16 protein-coding genes are annotated in these 17,169 nt (G+C 69.1%); 4 read left to right on the forward strand and 12 right to left on the reverse strand.

Annotated elements, in window-relative coordinates; translation table 11 throughout:
* Genes EJO71_RS06605 through EJO71_RS06645 form a run of 9 tightly spaced genes read right to left on the reverse strand, consistent with a single transcriptional unit; the run spans position 1 to position 10,378 of the window.
* Positions 1-1,482 carry a D-aminoacylase gene (locus EJO71_RS06605; protein WP_125947570.1) on the reverse strand — a complete coding sequence of 494 codons (1,482 nt, stop codon included), beginning with the start codon at positions 1,480-1,482 and terminating at the stop codon, positions 1-3.
* Positions 1,479-2,390, reverse strand: coding sequence for a MurR/RpiR family transcriptional regulator (locus EJO71_RS06610; protein ID WP_125947569.1), 912 nt, complete (start codon positions 2,388-2,390; stop codon positions 1,479-1,481). Before EJO71_RS06610 ends, EJO71_RS06605 begins: the two co-directional genes overlap by 4 nt.
* Positions 2,391-2,400: 10 nt before the next feature.
* A complete protein-coding gene (locus tag EJO71_RS06615; protein ID WP_164546760.1) occupies positions 2,401-3,696 on the reverse strand; it encodes an amino acid deaminase in 1,296 nt (431 codons plus the stop codon).
* A gap of 2 nt (positions 3,697-3,698) precedes the next feature.
* Positions 3,699-4,688 carry an ABC transporter ATP-binding protein gene (locus EJO71_RS06620; RefSeq protein WP_125947567.1) on the reverse strand — a complete coding sequence of 330 codons (990 nt, stop codon included), beginning with the start codon at positions 4,686-4,688 and terminating at the stop codon, positions 3,699-3,701.
* Positions 4,685-5,725 carry an ABC transporter ATP-binding protein gene (locus EJO71_RS06625; RefSeq protein WP_125947566.1) on the reverse strand — a complete coding sequence of 347 codons (1,041 nt, stop codon included), beginning with the start codon at positions 5,723-5,725 and terminating at the stop codon, positions 4,685-4,687. Before EJO71_RS06625 ends, EJO71_RS06620 begins: the two co-directional genes overlap by 4 nt.
* Positions 5,725-6,564 carry an ABC transporter permease gene (locus EJO71_RS06630; RefSeq protein ID WP_125947565.1) on the reverse strand — a complete coding sequence of 280 codons (840 nt, stop codon included), beginning with the start codon at positions 6,562-6,564 and terminating at the stop codon, positions 5,725-5,727. The genes EJO71_RS06625 and EJO71_RS06630 overlap by 1 nt, the downstream gene beginning before the upstream one ends.
* A 5-nt stretch (positions 6,565-6,569) precedes the next feature.
* Positions 6,570-7,523, reverse strand: coding sequence for an ABC transporter permease (locus EJO71_RS06635; protein WP_125947564.1), 954 nt, complete (start codon positions 7,521-7,523; stop codon positions 6,570-6,572).
* Entirely contained in the window at positions 7,523-8,782 is a 1,260-nt protein-coding gene (locus EJO71_RS06640) for a lactonase family protein (protein WP_125947563.1), read from the reverse strand. The genes EJO71_RS06635 and EJO71_RS06640 overlap by 1 nt, the downstream gene beginning before the upstream one ends.
* A gap of 21 nt (positions 8,783-8,803) precedes the next feature.
* Positions 8,804-10,378 carry an ABC transporter substrate-binding protein gene (locus EJO71_RS06645; protein ID WP_125947562.1) on the reverse strand — a complete coding sequence of 525 codons (1,575 nt, stop codon included), beginning with the start codon at positions 10,376-10,378 and terminating at the stop codon, positions 8,804-8,806.
* Between the two features lie 202 nt (positions 10,379-10,580).
* Between EJO71_RS06645 and EJO71_RS06650 the strand changes: the two genes are divergently transcribed.
* Positions 10,581-10,970 carry a RidA family protein gene (locus EJO71_RS06650; protein ID WP_125947561.1) on the forward strand — a complete coding sequence of 130 codons (390 nt, stop codon included), beginning with the start codon at positions 10,581-10,583 and terminating at the stop codon, positions 10,968-10,970.
* Positions 10,971-10,982: 12 nt separating this feature from the next.
* Here the strand turns inward: EJO71_RS06650 and EJO71_RS06655 are convergent, their stop codons facing one another.
* On the reverse strand, positions 10,983-11,579 hold the full coding sequence (locus EJO71_RS06655) for an ATP-dependent Clp protease proteolytic subunit (protein WP_125948046.1): 597 nt from the start codon (positions 11,577-11,579) through the stop codon (positions 10,983-10,985).
* Between the two features lie 102 nt (positions 11,580-11,681).
* Here EJO71_RS06655 and EJO71_RS06660 point away from each other — a divergent pair, with 102 nt between their 5' ends.
* Positions 11,682-12,443 (forward strand): sigma-70 family RNA polymerase sigma factor, encoded by a 762-nt coding sequence (locus EJO71_RS06660; RefSeq protein ID WP_125947560.1) that lies wholly within the window; start codon positions 11,682-11,684, stop codon positions 12,441-12,443.
* Here the strand turns inward: EJO71_RS06660 and lolD are convergent.
* Both lolD and EJO71_RS06670 read right to left on the reverse strand, forming a co-directional pair.
* Positions 12,440-13,117: a lipoprotein-releasing ABC transporter ATP-binding protein LolD gene (lolD, locus tag EJO71_RS06665; RefSeq protein WP_125947559.1), complete on the reverse strand. Its 678-nt coding sequence runs from the start codon at positions 13,115-13,117 to the stop codon at positions 12,440-12,442. The two genes, EJO71_RS06660 and lolD, sit on opposite strands and share 4 nt — an antisense overlap.
* Positions 13,110-14,366, reverse strand: coding sequence for a lipoprotein-releasing ABC transporter permease subunit (locus tag EJO71_RS06670; RefSeq protein WP_125947558.1), 1,257 nt, complete (start codon positions 14,364-14,366; stop codon positions 13,110-13,112). The genes lolD and EJO71_RS06670 overlap by 8 nt, the downstream gene beginning before the upstream one ends.
* 55 nt (positions 14,367-14,421) lie before the next feature.
* On the opposite strand from EJO71_RS06670, the gene EJO71_RS06675 reads away from it, so the two are divergent.
* Both EJO71_RS06675 and recJ read left to right on the forward strand, forming a co-directional pair.
* Positions 14,422-15,390, forward strand: a complete 969-nt coding sequence (locus EJO71_RS06675; protein ID WP_125947557.1) for a hypothetical protein — start codon at positions 14,422-14,424, stop codon at positions 15,388-15,390.
* Positions 15,387-17,108, forward strand: a complete 1,722-nt coding sequence (gene recJ, locus EJO71_RS06680) for a single-stranded-DNA-specific exonuclease RecJ (RefSeq protein WP_125947556.1) — start codon at positions 15,387-15,389, stop codon at positions 17,106-17,108. Before EJO71_RS06675 ends, recJ begins: the two co-directional genes overlap by 4 nt.
* Positions 17,109-17,169: the final 61 nt, after the last annotated feature.

The following is a 17,169-nucleotide window of genomic DNA, read 5'->3' on the forward strand; positions in this document are numbered from 1 at the left end:
CTAGCTGGCGCTTCCGCGCGTCAGCATCCGGCCGGCGCGCGCGAGCACCCGGGCCTCGGCCTCGCCGCCACGGTAGGCCAGCACGCCGTTCACGAACACGCGCTCCACGCCCAGGCTCACGCCGTGCGGCTTGTCGTAGGTGGCGGTGTCGGCGATGGTCTCGGGGTCGAACACCACCACGTCGGCCATGGTGCCGGCACGCAGCAGGCCACGGTCGGCGATGCGCAGGTTGCGCGCCGTCATGCCGGTCATCTTGTGCACCGCCTGCTCCAGCGTGAAGAGCCGTCGCTGGCGCCAGTAGCGCGCGAACACGCGCGGGAAGGCGCCCCACAGGCGCGGATGCGGATGGCGGTCGTGCGGCAGGCCGTCGCTGCCGATCATGGTGAGCGGATGCGAGATGACGCGCTCCACGTCTTCCTCCTGCATCTGGAAGTAGCAGGCACCGCCGGGCTTCAGCCGCAGGCAGGCGTCCTGCTCGCTCACGCCCCACTCGCGCGCGATGTCGGAAATGAGCCGCCCCGTCATCTCCGGATGCGGGTCGGACCAGGTCAGCAGCACGTCGATCACGCCATCGACAAGATCCTCGCGCAGCACGGTGGAGCCGGCCACGTAGGGATACACGTCCATCGCGATCTTCTGGCGCTGCGCGAGCGACTCGATCAGCGGCAGCGTCTCCTTCGTGCGGCCCCAATTGGCAGGGCCGGCGCACTTGTGGTGCGAGATGACGAGCGGCACGCCGGCCTCGAAGGCGCAGTCGCCCGCCTCGTGCAGCGCCTCGATGATCTGCTGCATCTCGCTGCGCAGGTGCGTGGCGTAGACACCGCCGTGGCGGGCCACGACGCGCGCCAGCGCCGTCACCTCCTCGGCGGGCGCGGCAAAAGCTTCTTCGTAGAACAGGCCCGAGGACATGCCGTGCGCCCCGTCGGCCATGCAGCCGTCGAGCAGCGCTTCCATGCGCGCCAGCTCGTCGGCGCTGGCCGGACGGTCCAGCGCCTCCATCGCGGCGAAGCGCAGCGTGGTGTGGCCGACCAGCGCGGCCACGTTGAGCGCGGGCTGCGTCGCATCGACGGCCGCACGGTACTCGGCCATGGTCGCATGCTTGAACGAATCGGCACCCAGCAGCGTGAGCGGCGGCAGCGACTGCGGCGTACGGTACGGCGCGAGCGAGATGCCGCAGTTGCCCGTCACCACGGTGGTGATGCCCTGCGACACCTTCGGCAGGCACAGCGGGTCGCGCAGCACGATGGCGTCGTCGTGCGTATGCGCGTCGATGAAGCCGGGGGCGATCACCTTCGCGCGGCAGTCGACGACTTCGACGTCGGCCAGCGCCAGGCCATCGGGCAGCCGCCCGCGCAGGCCTTCGCCGAGCGCGGCGATGCGGTCGCCCTGCAGCAGCACGTCGCCGGGCCACGAGGGGCCGCCCGAGCCGTCGACCACAAGCCCCGCTTCGAGCAGAACCGCCTTCTTGTTGCTCTCGCTCACGATGCGCTCCCTCCGTCGTTCACGCCGCCGCCGTCCCAGCTCTGCAGCGGGTGTGTGGTGGCGTCGATGCCGTGGCGCTGGAAGGCCTCGCGCGCGCGCTGCAGGCGCTGCACCGCGGGCTCGCCGCGGCGCTGGGCCACCAGCACGGTGAGGATCTCGATGACCGTGAGGTGCGTGAGGTAGGCATCGATGCCCACGTGCATCACCGCGTCGTCGGGCACCGAGAGGCCCAGAAGAAAGTCGGCCTTGGCTGCCAGCGCCGTGCCGGGCCGCGTGAGCGCGACCACCTTGGCGCCCTGCCCGCGCGCGATGTCCACCGCGTCGAGCAGCGAAGGCATGCCGCCCACGTGCGAGATGGCGATGACCACGCCGCCCGGGCGCTGCGCCGCGCCGGCCACCTGCTGCAGGTGGTAGTCGGCCCACGCGTTGGCCGACAGGCCGAGGCGGAAGAGCCGCGCCTGCAGGTCGTTGGCCATGAACCACGAGGTGGCGCCCGCGCCGTACAGGTCGACGTGCGGCGCCGCCGCGATGGCGGCAACTGCGCCGTCGAGCACCTGCATGTCGAGCTGGCCGCGCACTCCGGAAACCGAAGCCGCGGCGCTGCGCGCGATCTTGCCGACCACTTCGTCGGCCGCGTCCTCGATGTTCACGCGGCGGTGCAGCGGCGAGCCGCCCAGAGCGAGTTCCTGCGCGAGCGCGAGCTTGAATTCGCGCAGGCCGGCAAAGCCCAGGTCGCGGCAGGTGCGCATGATGGTGGGCACCGAGCTGCGCGAGCGCTCGGCCAGCTGCTCGAAGCTTTCTTCGAGCACGCGGTCGGGGTCTTCGAGGATCAGGTCGAGAATCGCGCGCCGCGTCGCCGGGGCGTCGCCACGGACCTCCGCGATTTTCTGAAGCAGGGAGGGAGTCATCGCAACGTGCTCAGAAATGCATGGCGACGGCGTCGCTCACGCGATAGTCGTTCTCGACCACGGGCATCCAGTGCCATTTGTCGAAGGTGGTGCAGGGGTGCGAGATGCCGAGGCCGACGCGGTCGCCGACCTTGGGCGCCACGGCTTCCTCGCTCGCGTCCCAGCGCAGGTAGGCGTGCTGGTCGTTCAGCGCGGTGATCTTCCAGCCGGCGGGCACGTCCTGCGGCTGCAGTTCGCCGCGCGCCGCACGCGCGATGGGCACGGGCAGCGAGAGGTCGAAGGAGATGTCGCGCTTGCCCACGGCCAGGATCGCCAGGCCCGGCTCGGGGCGCGACTGCACGGTGGCCCAGACTTCCATCGCCGGCACCAGGCTTTCGCCGCAGCCGCAGCCCAGGCGCTCGTCGACCGCGCTCACCATGCGCTTGTAGAAGCCGTGGTCGTGCGTCACGTAGCAGCCCGAGCGCAGCAGGCCGCGCACCGGCGCGCCCAGCGCGGGCTTGAGCCGGCCGGCCACGAGGTCGAAGATGGCCGAGCCGCCGGCCGAGACCAGCACCTCGTCGGTCTCGAAGAGCTTCTCGGTGTCGCAATGGCGTGCCACGGCTTCCACGCGGTCCATCAGCGCCTTGGCATAGGCCGTATCGGGCTCGCTCTGGCCGGTGGCGCCCTGCCCTTCGTAGCACTCGATGCCCACGAGCTTGACTGCATCGCTCGCGCGCAGCCTCGTGGCCAGCGCAATGGCCTCCTCGTGCGTGCGGCAGCCGGTGCGCGCGCCATCCACGCCGATCTCGATCATCACCTCGAAGGGCACGCTCTCGGGACGGCGCTTCGACCATTCCTCGATCAGCCCGAGCTGCGCCAGCGAATCGACCAGGAACACGATGCGCAGGTCGGCATGCGCGCGCAGCAGCACCTGGATGCCGGCGAGGTCTTCGTCGCTCACCACCTGGTTGGCGATGAGCGTGCGGCGCGCGCCGGCCGCCACGCCCACGGCAAGTTGCGTGACGGTGGCGAAGGTCAGGCCCCAGGCGCCGGCATCGAGCTGGCGCCGGAAGAGCTGCGGCGACATGGTGGTCTTGCCGTGCGGCGCGAGGTCGATGCCCCACTCGCGCACGCGCGACTGCATCCACGACAGGTTGTGCTCGAGCGCCTCGCGCTTGAGCACGGCCAGCGGCAGCGGCAGGTCGCCGGCCAGCACGTTCCAGCCGGCGGCGCCGATCTCGCTGCGGCGGCGCGGCGCCTGGGTGCGCGGGTAACCCTTGAAGTTGCTGCCCAGCAGCGGGTCGGTGAAGTCGTTGGCGGCGGTCATGTTCATGCAGCGATGTTGGAGATAAGTTCTTTGCGGATGCAGGCGCTGTAGTGTCCCGCCGAAATCTCTTCGAGCGGCGGAACGGTCTGTGCGCAGGCTTCGATGGCATGCGGGCAGCGTGTGCGGAACACGCAGCCCGAAGGCGGCGAAATGGGGCTCGGGATGTCGCCCTTGAGCGCGATGCGCTCGGTCGCCATCTCGGGGTCGGGCTTCGGGCTCGCGGCCAGCAGCGCCCGTGTGTAGGGGTGCGAGGGGCGCTCGAACAGCTCCTCGGTGGTGGCGACTTCCATCACCTTGCCGAGATACAGCACCACCACGCGGTCGCACAGGTACTCGACCACGTCGAGATCGTGCGAAATGAAAAGCATCGTCAGGCCCAGCCGCTCGCGCAGGTCGGCCAGCAGGTTGATGACCTGCGACTGGATCGACACGTCGAGCGCCGACAGCGGCTCGTCGGCCACGATGAACTCGGGCTCCACGGCCAGCGCGCGCGCCACGCCGATGCGCTGGCGCTGCCCGCCCGAGAACTCGTGCGGAAAGCGGTTCGCATGCTCGGCGCGCAGGCCCACGGTCTCGAGCAGTTCGGCAATGCGCTTGTCGCGCGCCGCAGCGCCCTTGTGCAGGCCGTGCGTGGACAGCGCCTCGCCGAGGATCGCGCTGATGCGCATCTTCGGGTTCAGGCTGGCGTACGGGTCTTGAAAAATGATCTGCAGCTTGCTGCGCAGCTTGCGCATGCGCTCGCCCGACAGCGCGCCGATGTCGTCGCCGCGGTAGAGCACCTGGCCGTCGCTGCGCTCCAGCAGGCGCAGCACGGTGCGCCCGATGGTGCTCTTGCCCGAGCCCGATTCGCCGACCAGACCCAGCGTCTCGCCGGGCTGGATCGCGAACGAAACGTCGTCCACGGCGCGCACCGGGCGGTCGCTGCTGCCGAAGTACTTCTTGAGTCCGCGGACTTCGATGAGGGGGGAGGAAGAAGAAGCAACGGCGGTCATGCGGCTCTCGCAAGTGTTGGGGTCGGCTGCACACGGATGCAGCGTGCCTGGCGGTCTTGCCGGATGTCGATCAGCGGCGGCATCGCGTCCTTGCAGCCCGCGAGCGCAAGATCGCAGCGCGGCTCGAAGGCGCAGCCCGGCGGCGGCGCCAGCGGGCTAGACACCTGGCCGCGAATGGCGAACAGGCGCTTGGGCTTGGGCTGGCCGGGCAGGCGCGCCTTGCCCGGCAGGCAGGCCAGCAGGCCCTGCGTGTACGGGTGCTCGGGCTGCGCGAACAGCGGCCGCACCGGCGCGCTCTCGACCACGCGGCCCGAATACATCACAACCACGTCGTCGGCATGGTGTGCGACCACGCCGAGGTTGTGCGTGATGAACAGGATGCTCATGCCCGTTTCGGCCTGCAGCCGGCGCATGAGCTCGAGGATCTGCGCCTGGATGGTCACGTCGAGCGCGGTGGTGGGCTCGTCGGCGATCAGCAGCGTCGGGTCGCAGGCCATGGCCAGCGCGATCATCACGCGCTGGCGCATGCCGCCCGAGAGCTGGTGCGGGTACTCGTGGATGCGCTGCGCGGCCGCCGGAATCTCCACCAGCTCCAGCATGCGCTGCGCATGCGCCAGCGCTGCCTTGCGGTCGAGCCCCTTGTGCAGGCGCACGCTTTCCGCGATCTGCTCGCCGATGGTGAACACCGGGTTCAGGCTGGTCATCGGCTCCTGGAAGATCATCGACAGCTGGTTGCCGCGCAGCGAGCGCATCTCGCGCTCGCCGATCTGCAACAGGTCGAGCGACTTGCCCTCGCGCGTCACGAAGGTGGCACTGCCACTGACCTGCGCGTTGGCTGTCTTGGGCAGCAGGCGCATCAGCGTGAGGCTGGTGACCGACTTGCCCGAGCCCGACTCGCCGACCAGCGCGGTCGTCTTGCCCGGCTGGATGGAAAAGCTCACGTCGGCCACCGAGCGCACGAGGCCGTCCTCGGTCGGGAAGCTGGTGCTCAGGTTGCTGACCGCGAGACGTGGGGTGTTGTTGGTGTTCGTCGTCATCACGAGGTCTTCTTGAGCTTGGGGTCGAGCAGGTCGCGCACGCCGTCACCCAGCAGTTGCAGCGACAGCGCCGTGAAGATGATCGCGAGCCCCGGGAACAGCACCACCCAGAAGGCCTGGTGCGCGTACTGCTGGCTGCCCGCGACCATGGTGCCCCAGGTCGGGATCTCGGGCGGCACGCCGACGCCGAGGAACGAGAGCCCCGCTTCCGCCAGGATGGCGTAGGCGAAGATGAACGACACCTGCACCAGGATCGGCGACATCAGGCTCGGCAATATGTGCCGCCACAGGATGCGCGAAGTGCGCACGCCCAGCGCGCGCACCGCCTCCACGAACAGCAGCTCGCGCACCACCAGCGTAGAGGCCCGCACCACGCGCGCCACGCGCGGCGTGTAGACCAGCACCAGCGCCAGCACCGTGTTGATAAGCGATGGCCCGAGGATGGCCACCAGCGCGATGGCCAGCAGGATGTCGGGGAAGGACATCATCGCGTCGACCACGCGCATCAGCGGCGCGTCGAGCCGGCGGAAGAAGCCGGCCATCAGGCCCAGCGCGGTGCCGGCGATCACGGCGCCCAGCGCGGTGAGCGCGGCGATGGCCAGCGAGTAGCGTGCGCCGTGGACGATGCGCGAATACAGGTCGCGGCCCAGTTCGTCGGTGCCGAGCAGGTGCTCGGCGCTGGGCGCCTTCAGGCGCTCCAGCACGGCCGTGTCGTTGGGATCGATGGAGGCGAACAGCGGTGCGCCGATGGCCATGACGGCGATCACCAGCAGCACCAGCGCGGACACCAGCACGATGCGACGGTGCATCAACTGGCGGAGCATTCGGGGCATTTGCATTTTTCTCAGACCTTCACGCGCGGATCGACGACGGCGTACAGCAGGTCGATGGAGAAATTGATGAGCACGTAGATCGCGGCGATCACGAGCAACGCACCCTGGATGACCGGGTAGTCGCGCCGCAGCACCGCGCTGACCACGAGATTGCCCACGCCCGGCAGGCCGAACACGGTCTCGGTGATGACGGCGCCGCCGATCATCAGAGCCACCGTGAGGCCGATCACCGTGACGATGGGCACCAGCGCATTGCGCAGCGCGTGCTTGAGCACCACGGTGCGCTCGCTCAAACCCTTGGAGCGGGCGGTGCGCACGTAGTCCTCGCCCAGCACGTCGAGCATCGAGGCACGCGTGAAGCGGATGATGAGCGCCGAATTCAGCAGGCCCAGCACGGTCGCCGGCAGCACCAGCGAATGCAGCCGCTCGGCGAACGGCGCATCGGGCGCGCCGTAGCCCGACACCGGGAACCAGCCGAAGGACACGGCGAAGATCTGGATCAGCACGATGCCCAGCCAGAAGCTCGGGATGCTCGCGCCCAGCATCGCGATGCCGGTGAAGAGCTGGTCGACCACCCGCCCCCGGAACACGGCGGAGACGATGCCGCAGGGCACGCCGATCAGGGCCGCGATGGCCACCGCCATCAGCGCGAGCAGCGTGGTGGGTTCGGAGCGCTCCCACAGCGCCTGCGTCACGGGGCGCTGCAGGAAGATCGACTGGCCGAGGTTGCCCTGGAGCACCTCGCGCAGCCAGTAGCCGAACTGCACGGGCAGCGGCTTGTCGAGGCCGTATTCCTTCTGCACGCGGGCGATGTCGGCGGCGGTGGCCTGGTCGCCCAGCAGCACCGAGACCGGGTCGCCCGAGGCGGCGCGCGTGAGCACGAAGACGAGCACCGCCACGATGGCGAGCACGACCAGCATGCCCGCGGCGCGGGAGGCGATGTAGCGGAAAAGCGATTTCTTCATCACGCGGAAAACTCGATGGCTGCCGCGCTGCCCACCGCGACGTACTGGCCCGTGAACTGGATGTCGCCACCCTTCACGCGGAAGACGGTCACGTTGTCGCCCTGCTTGTTGTGGCACACGTAGAGGAAGCGGCCACTCGGGTCGAGCGTGCAGCTGCGCGGGTAGTTGCCGCGCGACCACTCCTCGCGCACCAGTGTGGGCGCGCCGGTGCGGGCGTCGACCTTGAAGATCGAGATCGAGTCGTGCAGCCGGTTGAGCGACACGAAGTGCTGGCCGTCCGGCAGCATGCGGATGCCCGATGCGTAGCTGGTGCCCTTGAAGCCCTTGGGCAGCGCCGACGTCTCGCTCACCAGCGTGAGCACGCCGGTGGCGCTGTCGTAGCGCATGAAGGCGATGGTCGATGCCTCTTCGTTCACCAGGTAGAACCACTTGCCGTTCGGATGGAACACGAAGTGGCGCGCACCGGAGCTTTCCGACACGGCCACCGTGCTCGGCTGGCTCAGCACGCCGGTGATGCGGTCGAAGCGATACGAGATGACGCGGTCGAGCCCCAGGTCGGCCACCAGCACGAAGTCGCCCTTCGGATCGGCATGCACCATGTGGGCGTGCGGGCCGTCGTGGTCGCTGGTGGCGAAGCCTTCGTGCGAGCGTGCAGCCTGCGGCACCACGTCGGCGCCGGGCTTGCAGGGCGTGGACGCGCCGCAGGCTTCCACGTCCTTGTAGACGACGGCTGCAACGCCGGCATCGGGCGTGCCGTCGGCGCGCAGCGCGAGAACGCTGACATCGCCGCTCGCGTAGTTGGCCGTGAACAGAAAGCGCCCATCGGGGTGCACGCTGATGTAGGCCGGGTCCTTGCCGCCACAGGGCGTTTCGGAGACGAAAGTCAGCGCACCGTTCGCGCCGATGCGGAAGGCCGAGACCGAGCCGGCCTCGAACTCGTTGGCCGCGTAGAGCATCGGCAGCTTCGGATGGCGCGCGAGCGAGGCGGGGTTGCGCAGCTTCGCGCCCTCGCCCGTGCTGGCCACGGCCGCCGGTGCGCCGGGAATCGGCTTGAGAGCGCCGGTGGCGCTGTCGAGCACGAACTGGTGCACTCCCAGTCCGCGCCCGCCGCGCCACGGCTTGCCGCCGTCGCTGTAGGTTCCGACATAGGCGTAGACAGGGCCGGAGGTGGCAGCCTGAACGGTGGAGGCCGTGAGGCCCAGGGCTCCGAGGCCGGAGGCCAGTGCGCTGGCTTGCAGAAGTTGGCGACGCGATGGCATGGCTTTGTTCCCGGCGTCTTCTTACTTGATCTGCGCGTTCCAGAAGAACGGCCAGGTCGCGGGCTGGTAGTTGTCCAGCGCCGGGCTCTTGGCCGAGAGGCCGTTGAACTTGCCGACGTTGATGTACGGCACCTCGTCGTACACCACCTGCTGCACCTTGCCCCACAGCGCGCCGCGCTTGGCCGGGTCGCTCTCGACGTTGAAGGCCTGCAGTGCCGTCTTCTTGGCGGGCGAGTCCCACCAGCCGGGCGCGCCGTCGCCGAGCTGCGGCGGCGAGAGCATCGGCTCGGGGAACTGGCCCGAGTGGGTGACGTAGATGTCCCACAGCTTGGCGTCGTTGCGGCGCTGCACCAGCGTGGCCCAGTCGACCACGTTGAGGTCGACCTTGAAGCCGGCGCGCTTGAGCTGCTCGGCCATCAGCAGGGCCATGTTGTAGTGGAAGTCGTACTGGCGGCTGGTCAGCACGCGGATCGGCTCGCCCTTGTAGCCGGCCTTGGCAGCGGCTTCCTTGGCCTTGGCGGCGTTGCGCTGGTTGTACTGGTCGGCGCCTGCGGCCGAGTAGAACGGTGAGCCCTTCGGGAAGTGGTTGCCCTCGGCCGTGAAGAAGCGCGTGTCGCCGAAGCCGGCGGCGAGCATCTCGCCTTCGCCCAGCGCGATCTGGATCGCCTGGCGCACCGGCTGGCTGGCGGCCACGCCTTCCTTCGTGTTGAGCACGAGGTACGGGAAGCCGAACGAGGGCGTCATGATCGGCACGGTCTTGCCGCCCGACTTCTCCAGGCGCGGAAGCGCTTCCACTGGCAGCAGGTCGGCGAAGTCGTACTGGCCGGCCAGCGCGCCTTCGACGCGCGTGCTGGCGTTGGGCACGGGCACGAAGCGCAGTTCTTCGATGGCCGCCTCGCGCTTGCCGCCGTAGCCGCTGGCGGCCTCCTTGCGCGCGCTGTACTTGTCGAAGCGCGTGAGCAGCACGAACTGGTCGGGGCGGCGCTCCTTGAACTTGTAGGGGCCGGTGCCGACGAAGTCCTTCAGCGGCGAGGCGATGGAGTCCTTGGCCATGATGGCTGCCATGCCGCTGGGCAGCGCGAGCTGCGAGAGCAGCGGCGCGTAGGGTTCCTTCAGCACGATCTCGACCGCCAGCGGGCCCTTGGCCTTGAGGCTGTCGACTTCCTTGCCCACGGCCTTGCCGCGCGGCGACTGGTCCATCCAGCGCTGCAGGCTGGCCACCACGTCGTCGGCGGTGAGCTCACGGCCGCTGTGCAGCATCACGCCCTTGCGCAGAGTGATGGCGTAGGTCTTGCCGTCGGCGGAGATCTTCGGCATGCCCTCGGCCAGCATCGGCACCACGTTCCACTTGGCGTCGAAGGTGTAGAGCGTCTCGTAGACGTGCTGCATGATGGTTCCGACCAGGTCGGCGGTGGAAGCCATCGGGTCGAGCGTCTGCGGCTCGGCCACCATCGCCAGCGTGGCGAAGTTGCGCGGACCCTGTGCGTGGGCGCCCTGGTAGGGCAGCGCGGCGCACAGCATCGCGAGCAGGGAGGCGCCCAGCAGGCTGCGTTTGGACAGCTTGGGCAGACACTGGGCAAGACCGGCGTGGGGCATGGGGAACTCCTTCATGAGGCGGGCTGGTTTGTGAAAGAAATTTTCTCTTCGGCCCGGACTTTGAAGCAGTATTCATGCCTAATCATCCGTGTTAACCCTCGTTCAGGGGTTATTTTGAAATAGATTTTCAAATCAGAGGGATACTCGCGGCGCGTTTCCGCTCTTTCCGTTTCTCTTTCCTTTCATCACACAAGGAGTTCCCATGCCCCTCGAATACCTCGGCGCCCCGCCCCTGGCCTCCGACCGCCAGGTCCGCCCCTTCTCCCCGGCCGTGCGCGCCGGCGACTTCATCTATGTGTCGGGCCAGGTGCCGGTCGACAAGAACGGCGAACTCGTGGTGGGCGGCATCGAGGCGCAGACGCGCCAGGTGATGGAAAACATCAAGACTGTGCTCGCGCTGGCCGGTGCCACGCTCGACGACGTGTGCAAGAGCACCTGCTGGCTGCAGGACGCGCGCGACTTTGGTGCCTTCAACCGCATCTACATGAGCTACTTCGGTGAAAACAAGCCGGCGCGCTCGACCACCGAAGCGCGGCTGATGATCGACGCGCGCGTGGAAGTCGACGTCGTCGCCTACAAGCCCAAGGCCTGATCCGGCGCTCGGTCAGCCTTTCAGCTCGGTCTTGCGCTGGATGATGCGCGAGACCAGCCCGTATTCCACCGCCTCCCCGGCCGACAGCCAGCGGTCACGCTCGATGTCGGCCAGCACCACGTCGATGGGCTTGCCGGTCTCGCGCGCGATCTCGTGCGCGATGCGCTGGCGTGCCTTGATGATTTCCTGCGCCTGGATGGCGATGTCGGTCGCCTGCCCACCCGCGCCGCCGCTGGGCTGGTGGATCAGGAAGCGCGTGTTCGGCAGGCACACGCGGCGCTCGCGCGGCGCCGCCAGGAACAGGTGGGTGGCCGCGCTGCCGACCCAGCCGGTGCCGATCATGTTCACCGGCGCGCTGATGAAGCGCACGATGTCGTGGATGGCGTCGCCCGACTCCAGGTGCCCGCCCGGCGAGCTCACGAGGATGTCGATGGGCTTCTCGGGGCTGTCGGCGTCCAGAGCGATGAGCCGGCGCGTCACGTCGGCGGCCACCGAATCGCTGATGGTCCCGAAGATCAGCAGCGTGCGCGACTTGAACGCCTTTTCCTCCAGGTAGGAATTGCGCGGCTCGGCGGTGGCGGCTGGCTTGGTGTCGTCTTCCGATTCCATTGAGAACATGGTGGGCTGCATGAAGAAAGCTCCTGTGGTTGAACTGTCTTGACGAACAAGCCCACAGTTTCGTGACATTGCTGGCTATGGCAAGCTGCGCCGATGCTCGATGAACGCTATCTCTCGCAATTCCCGGCACTGCGAGGCCGGCTGGTTCGCGCGGCGGCGCGCATGCTGGGCGGCCCGGCGGATGCCGAGGACGTGGTGCAGGACAGCTACCTGCGCGCGCTCGAAGCCGGCGACGGGCCCGCGCCGGATTCGGTGCAGGCCTGGCTGACGACGGTGATGCAGAACCTCGCGATCGACCGGCTGCGGCGCGACGGGTGGATGCAGCGGTGGCTGAAGGATGCCGAAGGGCTCGCACCCGAAGCGCCGTCGGCAGAGGCCGAGGCGGCGCAGGCAGAGTCCATCGACCGGGCGCTGAGGTTGATCGCTGCGAGGCTGTCTCCGGCCGATGGCGCCGCGGTGCTGCTGCGCGAAGTCTTCGAGGCCAGCTTCAAGGAGATTGCCGAGGCCAGCGGCAGGACCGAAGCGGCCTGCAGGCAGCAACTGCATCGCGCGCTGCTGGGGCTGCGGCAGGAAAAGAGCGAGGACGAAGCCGGGTCATCGGACGCGGTCTTCCACGTCTACCGGCAGGCGCTGCAGGACTGCGATGCGCGGGTGCTGTTCGCGATGCTGCGGCAGCCGCCCGCGCGGGCCTTGTCGATGTCGGCGACCACCATCGCCGGAACGCCGCGCACCGTCTGCCAGGTCGTGCAGATGGGCGGCAGGCTCGGCCTCGTGCTGACGTTGGGCGGAAAGGTGTTGTGCGTACTGCCGCTCGACGTGCAGCGGCAGGAAGAAGAAACGGAAACGGTCGGCTAGCCCGCCAGCCGCCCCGCCACCAGCTGCAGCACCCGGTCGCAGCGCTTCGCCAGGTCCTGGTCGTGCGTGACCATCACGAACGCTGTGCCGTGCCGGTGCGCGAGGTCGAGCATCAGCTCGAACACCGTGTCCGCCGTGCTGCGGTCGAGATTCCCCGTGGGCTCGTCGGCCAGCACGCAGGCCGGCTCGGTGACCAGCGCGCGCGCGATCGCCACGCGCTGGCGCTCGCCGCCCGACAGCTCGGCCGGCCGGTGATGCAGGCGCTGGCCCAGCCCCACGCTCTCGAGGATCTTCGCGGCCGACTGCGCCGCCGCATGAGGCTCCACGCGGCGGATCTTCAGCGGCATCGCCACGTTGTCGAGGGCGCTGAACTCGGGCAGCAAGTGATGGAACTGGTAGACGAAGCCCAGGTGCTGGTTGCGCAGCCGGCCCTGCTCGGCCGGGTCGGCGTGCGCGATGTCCTTGCCCAGCAGCTCGACCTTGCCCGCCGTGGGCTCGTCGAGCCCGCCCATCAGGTGCAGCAGCGTGCTCTTGCCGGAGCCGGAGGCGCCGACGATGGCCAGCGTTTCGCCGGCGTGCACGTCGAGATCGACACCGTGCAGCACGGTCAGGTCGAGCCTCCCCTCGTGGAACCGCTTGGTCAGTCCACGGGCCTTCAATACAACTTCACTCATAGCGCAGGGCTTCGGCGGGGTTCACGCGGCTGGCGCGCCAGCTCGGGTACAGCGTGGCCAGGAAGGCCAGCACGAGGGAAATGATGGCGATGGGCATGATGTCGCTGCGCTGCGGATCGCTGGGCATCTTGCTGATCAGGTAGATGTCCTTCGGCAGGAAGCTCGCATGGAACAGCTGCTCCAGGAAGGGCACGATCACGTCGATGTTGTAGGCGATGCCCAGGCCCAGCAGCAGGCCGGCCACGGTGCCGATCACGCCCACCATCGCGCCCTGCACCACGAAGATGCCCATGATGCTGCGCGGCGAACTGCCCAGCGTGCGCAGGATGGCGATGTCGGCGCGCTTGTCGGTCACGGTCATGACGAGCGTGGAAACCAGGTTGAAGGCCGCCACCGCCACGATCAGCGTGAGGATGATGAACATCATGCGTTTCTCGACCTGCACGGCCGCGAACCATGTCTTGTTCTGGCGCGTCCAGTCGCGGATGAGGAACTCGCCCGGCAGGCTCACGGCAAGCTGGTCGGCCACGTCGCGCGCCTCGTTGAGGTTCTTGAGCTTCAGGCGGATGCCGGTGGGCCCTTCGAGGCGGAACACCTTGGCGGCGTCCTGCTCGTGCACCATGGCCAGCGCCGAGTCGTATTCGTAGTGGCCGGAATCGAAGGTGCCGACCACGGTGAACTGCTTCAGCCTCGGCACCACGCCCGCCGGCGTGACCTGCCCGCCCGGCGCCACCAGCGTGACCTGGTCACCCGGCTGCACGAAGAGCGAGCGAGCCAGCTCTGCGCCGAGCACGATGCCGAACTGGCCCGGCACCAGCTTGTCGAAGGTGCCCTTCGAGGCGATGCCGTTGATGTCGGTGACTTCGGGCTCCAGCTTGGGATCGATGCCGCGCACGATCGTGCCCTTCATGTCCTCGCCGCGCGCGATCAGCGCCTGGGTGTTGATGAAGGGCGCCGCGCCGACCACCTCGGGGTGCTTGCGCGCCGCCGCCATGATCTCGTCGAGCTGCTGAAGCGCCTGGCCGTCGCGCGAGAAGATCTCGATGTGCGACACCACCCCGAGCATGCGGTCGCGCACTTCCTTCTGGAAGCCGTTCATCACACTGAGCACAATGATCAGCGCCGCCACGCCCAGCGCGATGCCGAGCATCGAGACACCGGAGATGAAGGAGATGAAGCCGTTGCGCCGCGTCGCCCTGCCTGCGCGCGTGTAGCGCCAGCCGAGCTGCAGTTCATAAGGAAGTCGCATAGGGGCGGAATTGTGGCATCCCGGATCACCTTGGGGCTTCCGGGACAATAGGGGAATGGCCGAAACCTCCCCACGCCAACTCCTGATCCCTTTTGCCGGCCGCGGTTCCCCGTCATGCCGCGCGGCCCTGACCACCCTCAGGCTTCCCAACCTCGAAAGCCTGCTCGCCCGCCTCACCCTCGCCGACACCGATACGCAGGACGAAAGCACGCGCTCGCCTCCGCATGAACGCGCGCTGGCGCAGGCGCTGGGCATCGCCTCGCCCGACGGCTGCATCCCCTGGGCCGCGCTCGAAGCACGGCGGCTGGGCATCGCCGCGCCCGGCGATACCGAAGGCTGGGGCCTGGTCACTTTGTGCAACTGGCAGGTCGGCATCGACGACGTGGTGCTGGGCGACCCGGGCGCCATCGAGATCGACGCCGCCGAGTCGGCCGCCCTGCTGGCGGCCGCGCGCCCCTTCTTCGAGGAAGACGGCATCGCGCTGCACCCTTCGCCGGTGCCCGGCCGCTGGCTGGCGCGCGCCGGCATCTTCGACGGCCTCGCCACCGCCTCCATCGACCGCGCGGTGGGCTACCCGGTCTCGCAATGGTCGCCGCTGGCCGACGCCGCGCGGCCGCTGCGCCGGCTGCAGAACGAGATGCAGATGCTGCTGTACACGCAGCGCGTAAACGACGAACGCGCCGCGCGCGGCGTGCCGCCGATCAATTCCTTCTGGCTCGCCGGCACCGGTGCGCTGAAGAAGGAAGCGGCGGAACAGGCAACGGCACCGACAGTCGACGACACCCTGCGCATCGCCGCGCTGCGCGACGACGGCATCGGCTGGGCCGCTGCCTGGCAGGCGCTCGACGCCGGCCCTCTCGCCGCGCTGCTGGCCGAATACACGCGCGGCTCCGGCGACGTGTCGCTCACGCTGTGCGGCGACCGCGCCTCGCAGCGCTACATCGTGCAGCCGCGCGGCCTGGCCCGCTGGGCGAAGAGCCTGTTCGACCGCAAGCAGGCGGCCACCGTGCTGGAGGCGCTATGAAAATCGTAGCCCGGGAGATCCCGCCGCGCACCGTCTGGGCGCTGGAACAGGCCGGCGTGCATCCGCTGCTGGCAAGGCTTTTCGCGGCGCGCGGCGTGCGCGCCAAGGAAGAACTCGACGACGGCCTCGCGCTGCTGCTGCCGCCCGACGCGCTGCTCGGCACGCGCGAGGCCGCCGCGCTGCTGGCCGACGCCATCGCGCAGGACAAGCGCCTGTGCATCGTCGCCGACTACGACTGCGACGGTGCCACCGCCTGCGCGGTCGGCGTGCGCGGCCTGCGGCTGCTGGGCGCGAAGAACGTGAGCTATCTCGTGCCCGACCGCGTGGTCGACGGCTACGGCCTCACGCCGCCCATTGCCGAGCGCGTGGCCGCGAGCGGCGCCGACATGCTCATCACCGTCGACAACGGCATCGCCAGCGTCGATGGCGTGGCCGCCGCCAAGGCGCGCGGCCTGCAGGTGCTGGTGACCGACCATCACCTGCCCGGCCCCGAGCTGCCTTCCGCCGACGTGCTGGTCAACCCCAACCAGCCCGGCTGCGGCTTCGAGAGCAAGAGCATCGCCGGCGTCGGCGTCATGTTCTACGTGCTGCTGGCGCTGCGTTCGGAGCTGCGCAGGCGCGGCGTGTTCGACACGGCCAGCCAGCCGAAGCTCGACGCGCTGCTGCCGCTGGTCGCGCTGGGCACTGTGGCCGACGTGGTGAAGCTCGACGCCAACAACCGCCGCCTGGTGGCGCAGGGCCTTCGCCGCATCCGCGCGGGGAGCATGCCGGCCGGCGTCGCGGCGCTCTTCAAGGCGGCCGGCCGCAACGCTTCCGTTGCCACCACCTTCGACTTCGGCTTCGCGCTCGGCCCGCGCATCAACGCCGCGGGCCGGCTGTCCGACATGACGCTGGGCATCGAATGCCTGCTGACCGACGACGCGGGCCGCGCCGAAGAACTCGCGCGCATGCTCGACGGCATCAACCGCGAGCGGCGCGACATCGAGGGCGGCATGCGCGACCAGGCGCTGCTGCTGGCCGAGTCGCTGTTCGCCGCCGATGGCGAGGGCATCGAAGCGCCGCCGCCGGCCATCAGCGTGTTCGACGCGGGCTTCCACGAAGGCGTGGTGGGCATCGTTGCCTCGCGCATCAAGGACCGCTTCCACCGCCCCACCTTCGTCTTCGCCGCGAGCGGCGCGCCGGGCAAGGAGCAGGAGCTGAAAGGCTCGGGCCGCTCGATCCCAGGCTTCCACCTGCGCGATGCACTCGACCTCGTGGCCAAGCGCCATCCGGGCGTGCTGCTGCGCTTCGGCGGCCACGCGATGGCGGCCGGCTGCACCGTCGCGCGCGAGCACTTCGAGACCTTCGAGAAGGGCTTCGCGCAGGTGGCGCGCGAGCTGCTGGCCGAGGCTGCGCTCACGCGGCAGATCGAGACCGACGGTCCCATCGCCCGCGAGTACATGCGCATCGACCTCGTCGACACGCTGCACCGCGAGGTGTGGGGACAGGGCTTCGCGCCGCCGACCTTCAGCGAGGAAGTGGAAGTGGTGTCGCAGCGCCTCGTGGGCGAGAAGCACCTGTCGCTCAAGCTCCGGCACCAGGGCCAGCCGATCGACGCGATCTGGTTCAGCCACACCGAGCCGCTGCCGCCGCGCGTGAAGCTGGCGTTCCGGCTCGATGCCGACGAATGGCAGGGCGTGCGACGGCTGCGCTTCCTGGTGGAGGGCGCGGAGTTCTAGCCGGGCTCGTACAAGGGATACCCCGTACCGGCATCGGGCACGGAGACGGTCTCGACGACAG

Source organism: Variovorax sp. 679 (assembly GCF_003952185.1).
Taxonomy (GTDB): Bacteria; Pseudomonadota; Gammaproteobacteria; order Burkholderiales; family Burkholderiaceae_C; genus Variovorax.

What these genes read in the sequence shown, in the direction of transcription:
- lolD (WP_125947559.1), bottom strand. Translation starts at nt 13,117, where the DNA reads ATGAGTGAAGTTGTATTGAAGGCCCGTGGACTGACCAAGCGGTTCCAC.
- EJO71_RS06620 (WP_125947567.1), bottom strand. Translation starts at nt 4,688, where the DNA reads ATGACCGCCGTTGCTTCTTCTTCCTCCCCCCTCATCGAAGTCCGCGGA.
- EJO71_RS06630 (WP_125947565.1), bottom strand. Translation starts at nt 6,564, where the DNA reads ATGCAAATGCCCCGAATGCTCCGCCAGTTGATGCACCGTCGCATCGTG.
- EJO71_RS06675 (WP_125947557.1), top strand. Translation starts at nt 14,422, where the DNA reads ATGGCCGAAACCTCCCCACGCCAACTCCTGATCCCTTTTGCCGGCCGC.
- EJO71_RS06670 (WP_125947558.1), bottom strand. Translation starts at nt 14,366, where the DNA reads ATGCGACTTCCTTATGAACTGCAGCTCGGCTGGCGCTACACGCGCGCA.
- EJO71_RS06655 (WP_125948046.1), bottom strand. Translation starts at nt 11,579, where the DNA reads ATGGAATCGGAAGACGACACCAAGCCAGCCGCCACCGCCGAGCCGCGC.
- EJO71_RS06650 (WP_125947561.1), top strand. Translation starts at nt 10,581, where the DNA reads ATGCCCCTCGAATACCTCGGCGCCCCGCCCCTGGCCTCCGACCGCCAG.
- EJO71_RS06625 (WP_125947566.1), bottom strand. Translation starts at nt 5,725, where the DNA reads ATGACGACGAACACCAACAACACCCCACGTCTCGCGGTCAGCAACCTG.
- EJO71_RS06645 (WP_125947562.1), bottom strand. Translation starts at nt 10,378, where the DNA reads ATGCCCCACGCCGGTCTTGCCCAGTGTCTGCCCAAGCTGTCCAAACGC.
- recJ (WP_125947556.1), top strand. Translation starts at nt 15,387, where the DNA reads ATGAAAATCGTAGCCCGGGAGATCCCGCCGCGCACCGTCTGGGCGCTG.
- EJO71_RS06660 (WP_125947560.1), top strand. Translation starts at nt 11,682, where the DNA reads ATGCTCGATGAACGCTATCTCTCGCAATTCCCGGCACTGCGAGGCCGG.
- EJO71_RS06640 (WP_125947563.1), bottom strand. Translation starts at nt 8,782, where the DNA reads ATGCCATCGCGTCGCCAACTTCTGCAAGCCAGCGCACTGGCCTCCGGC.
- EJO71_RS06635 (WP_125947564.1), bottom strand. Translation starts at nt 7,523, where the DNA reads ATGAAGAAATCGCTTTTCCGCTACATCGCCTCCCGCGCCGCGGGCATG.
- EJO71_RS06610 (WP_125947569.1), bottom strand. Translation starts at nt 2,390, where the DNA reads ATGACTCCCTCCCTGCTTCAGAAAATCGCGGAGGTCCGTGGCGACGCC.
- EJO71_RS06615 (WP_164546760.1), bottom strand. Translation starts at nt 3,696, where the DNA reads ATGACCGCCGCCAACGACTTCACCGACCCGCTGCTGGGCAGCAACTTC.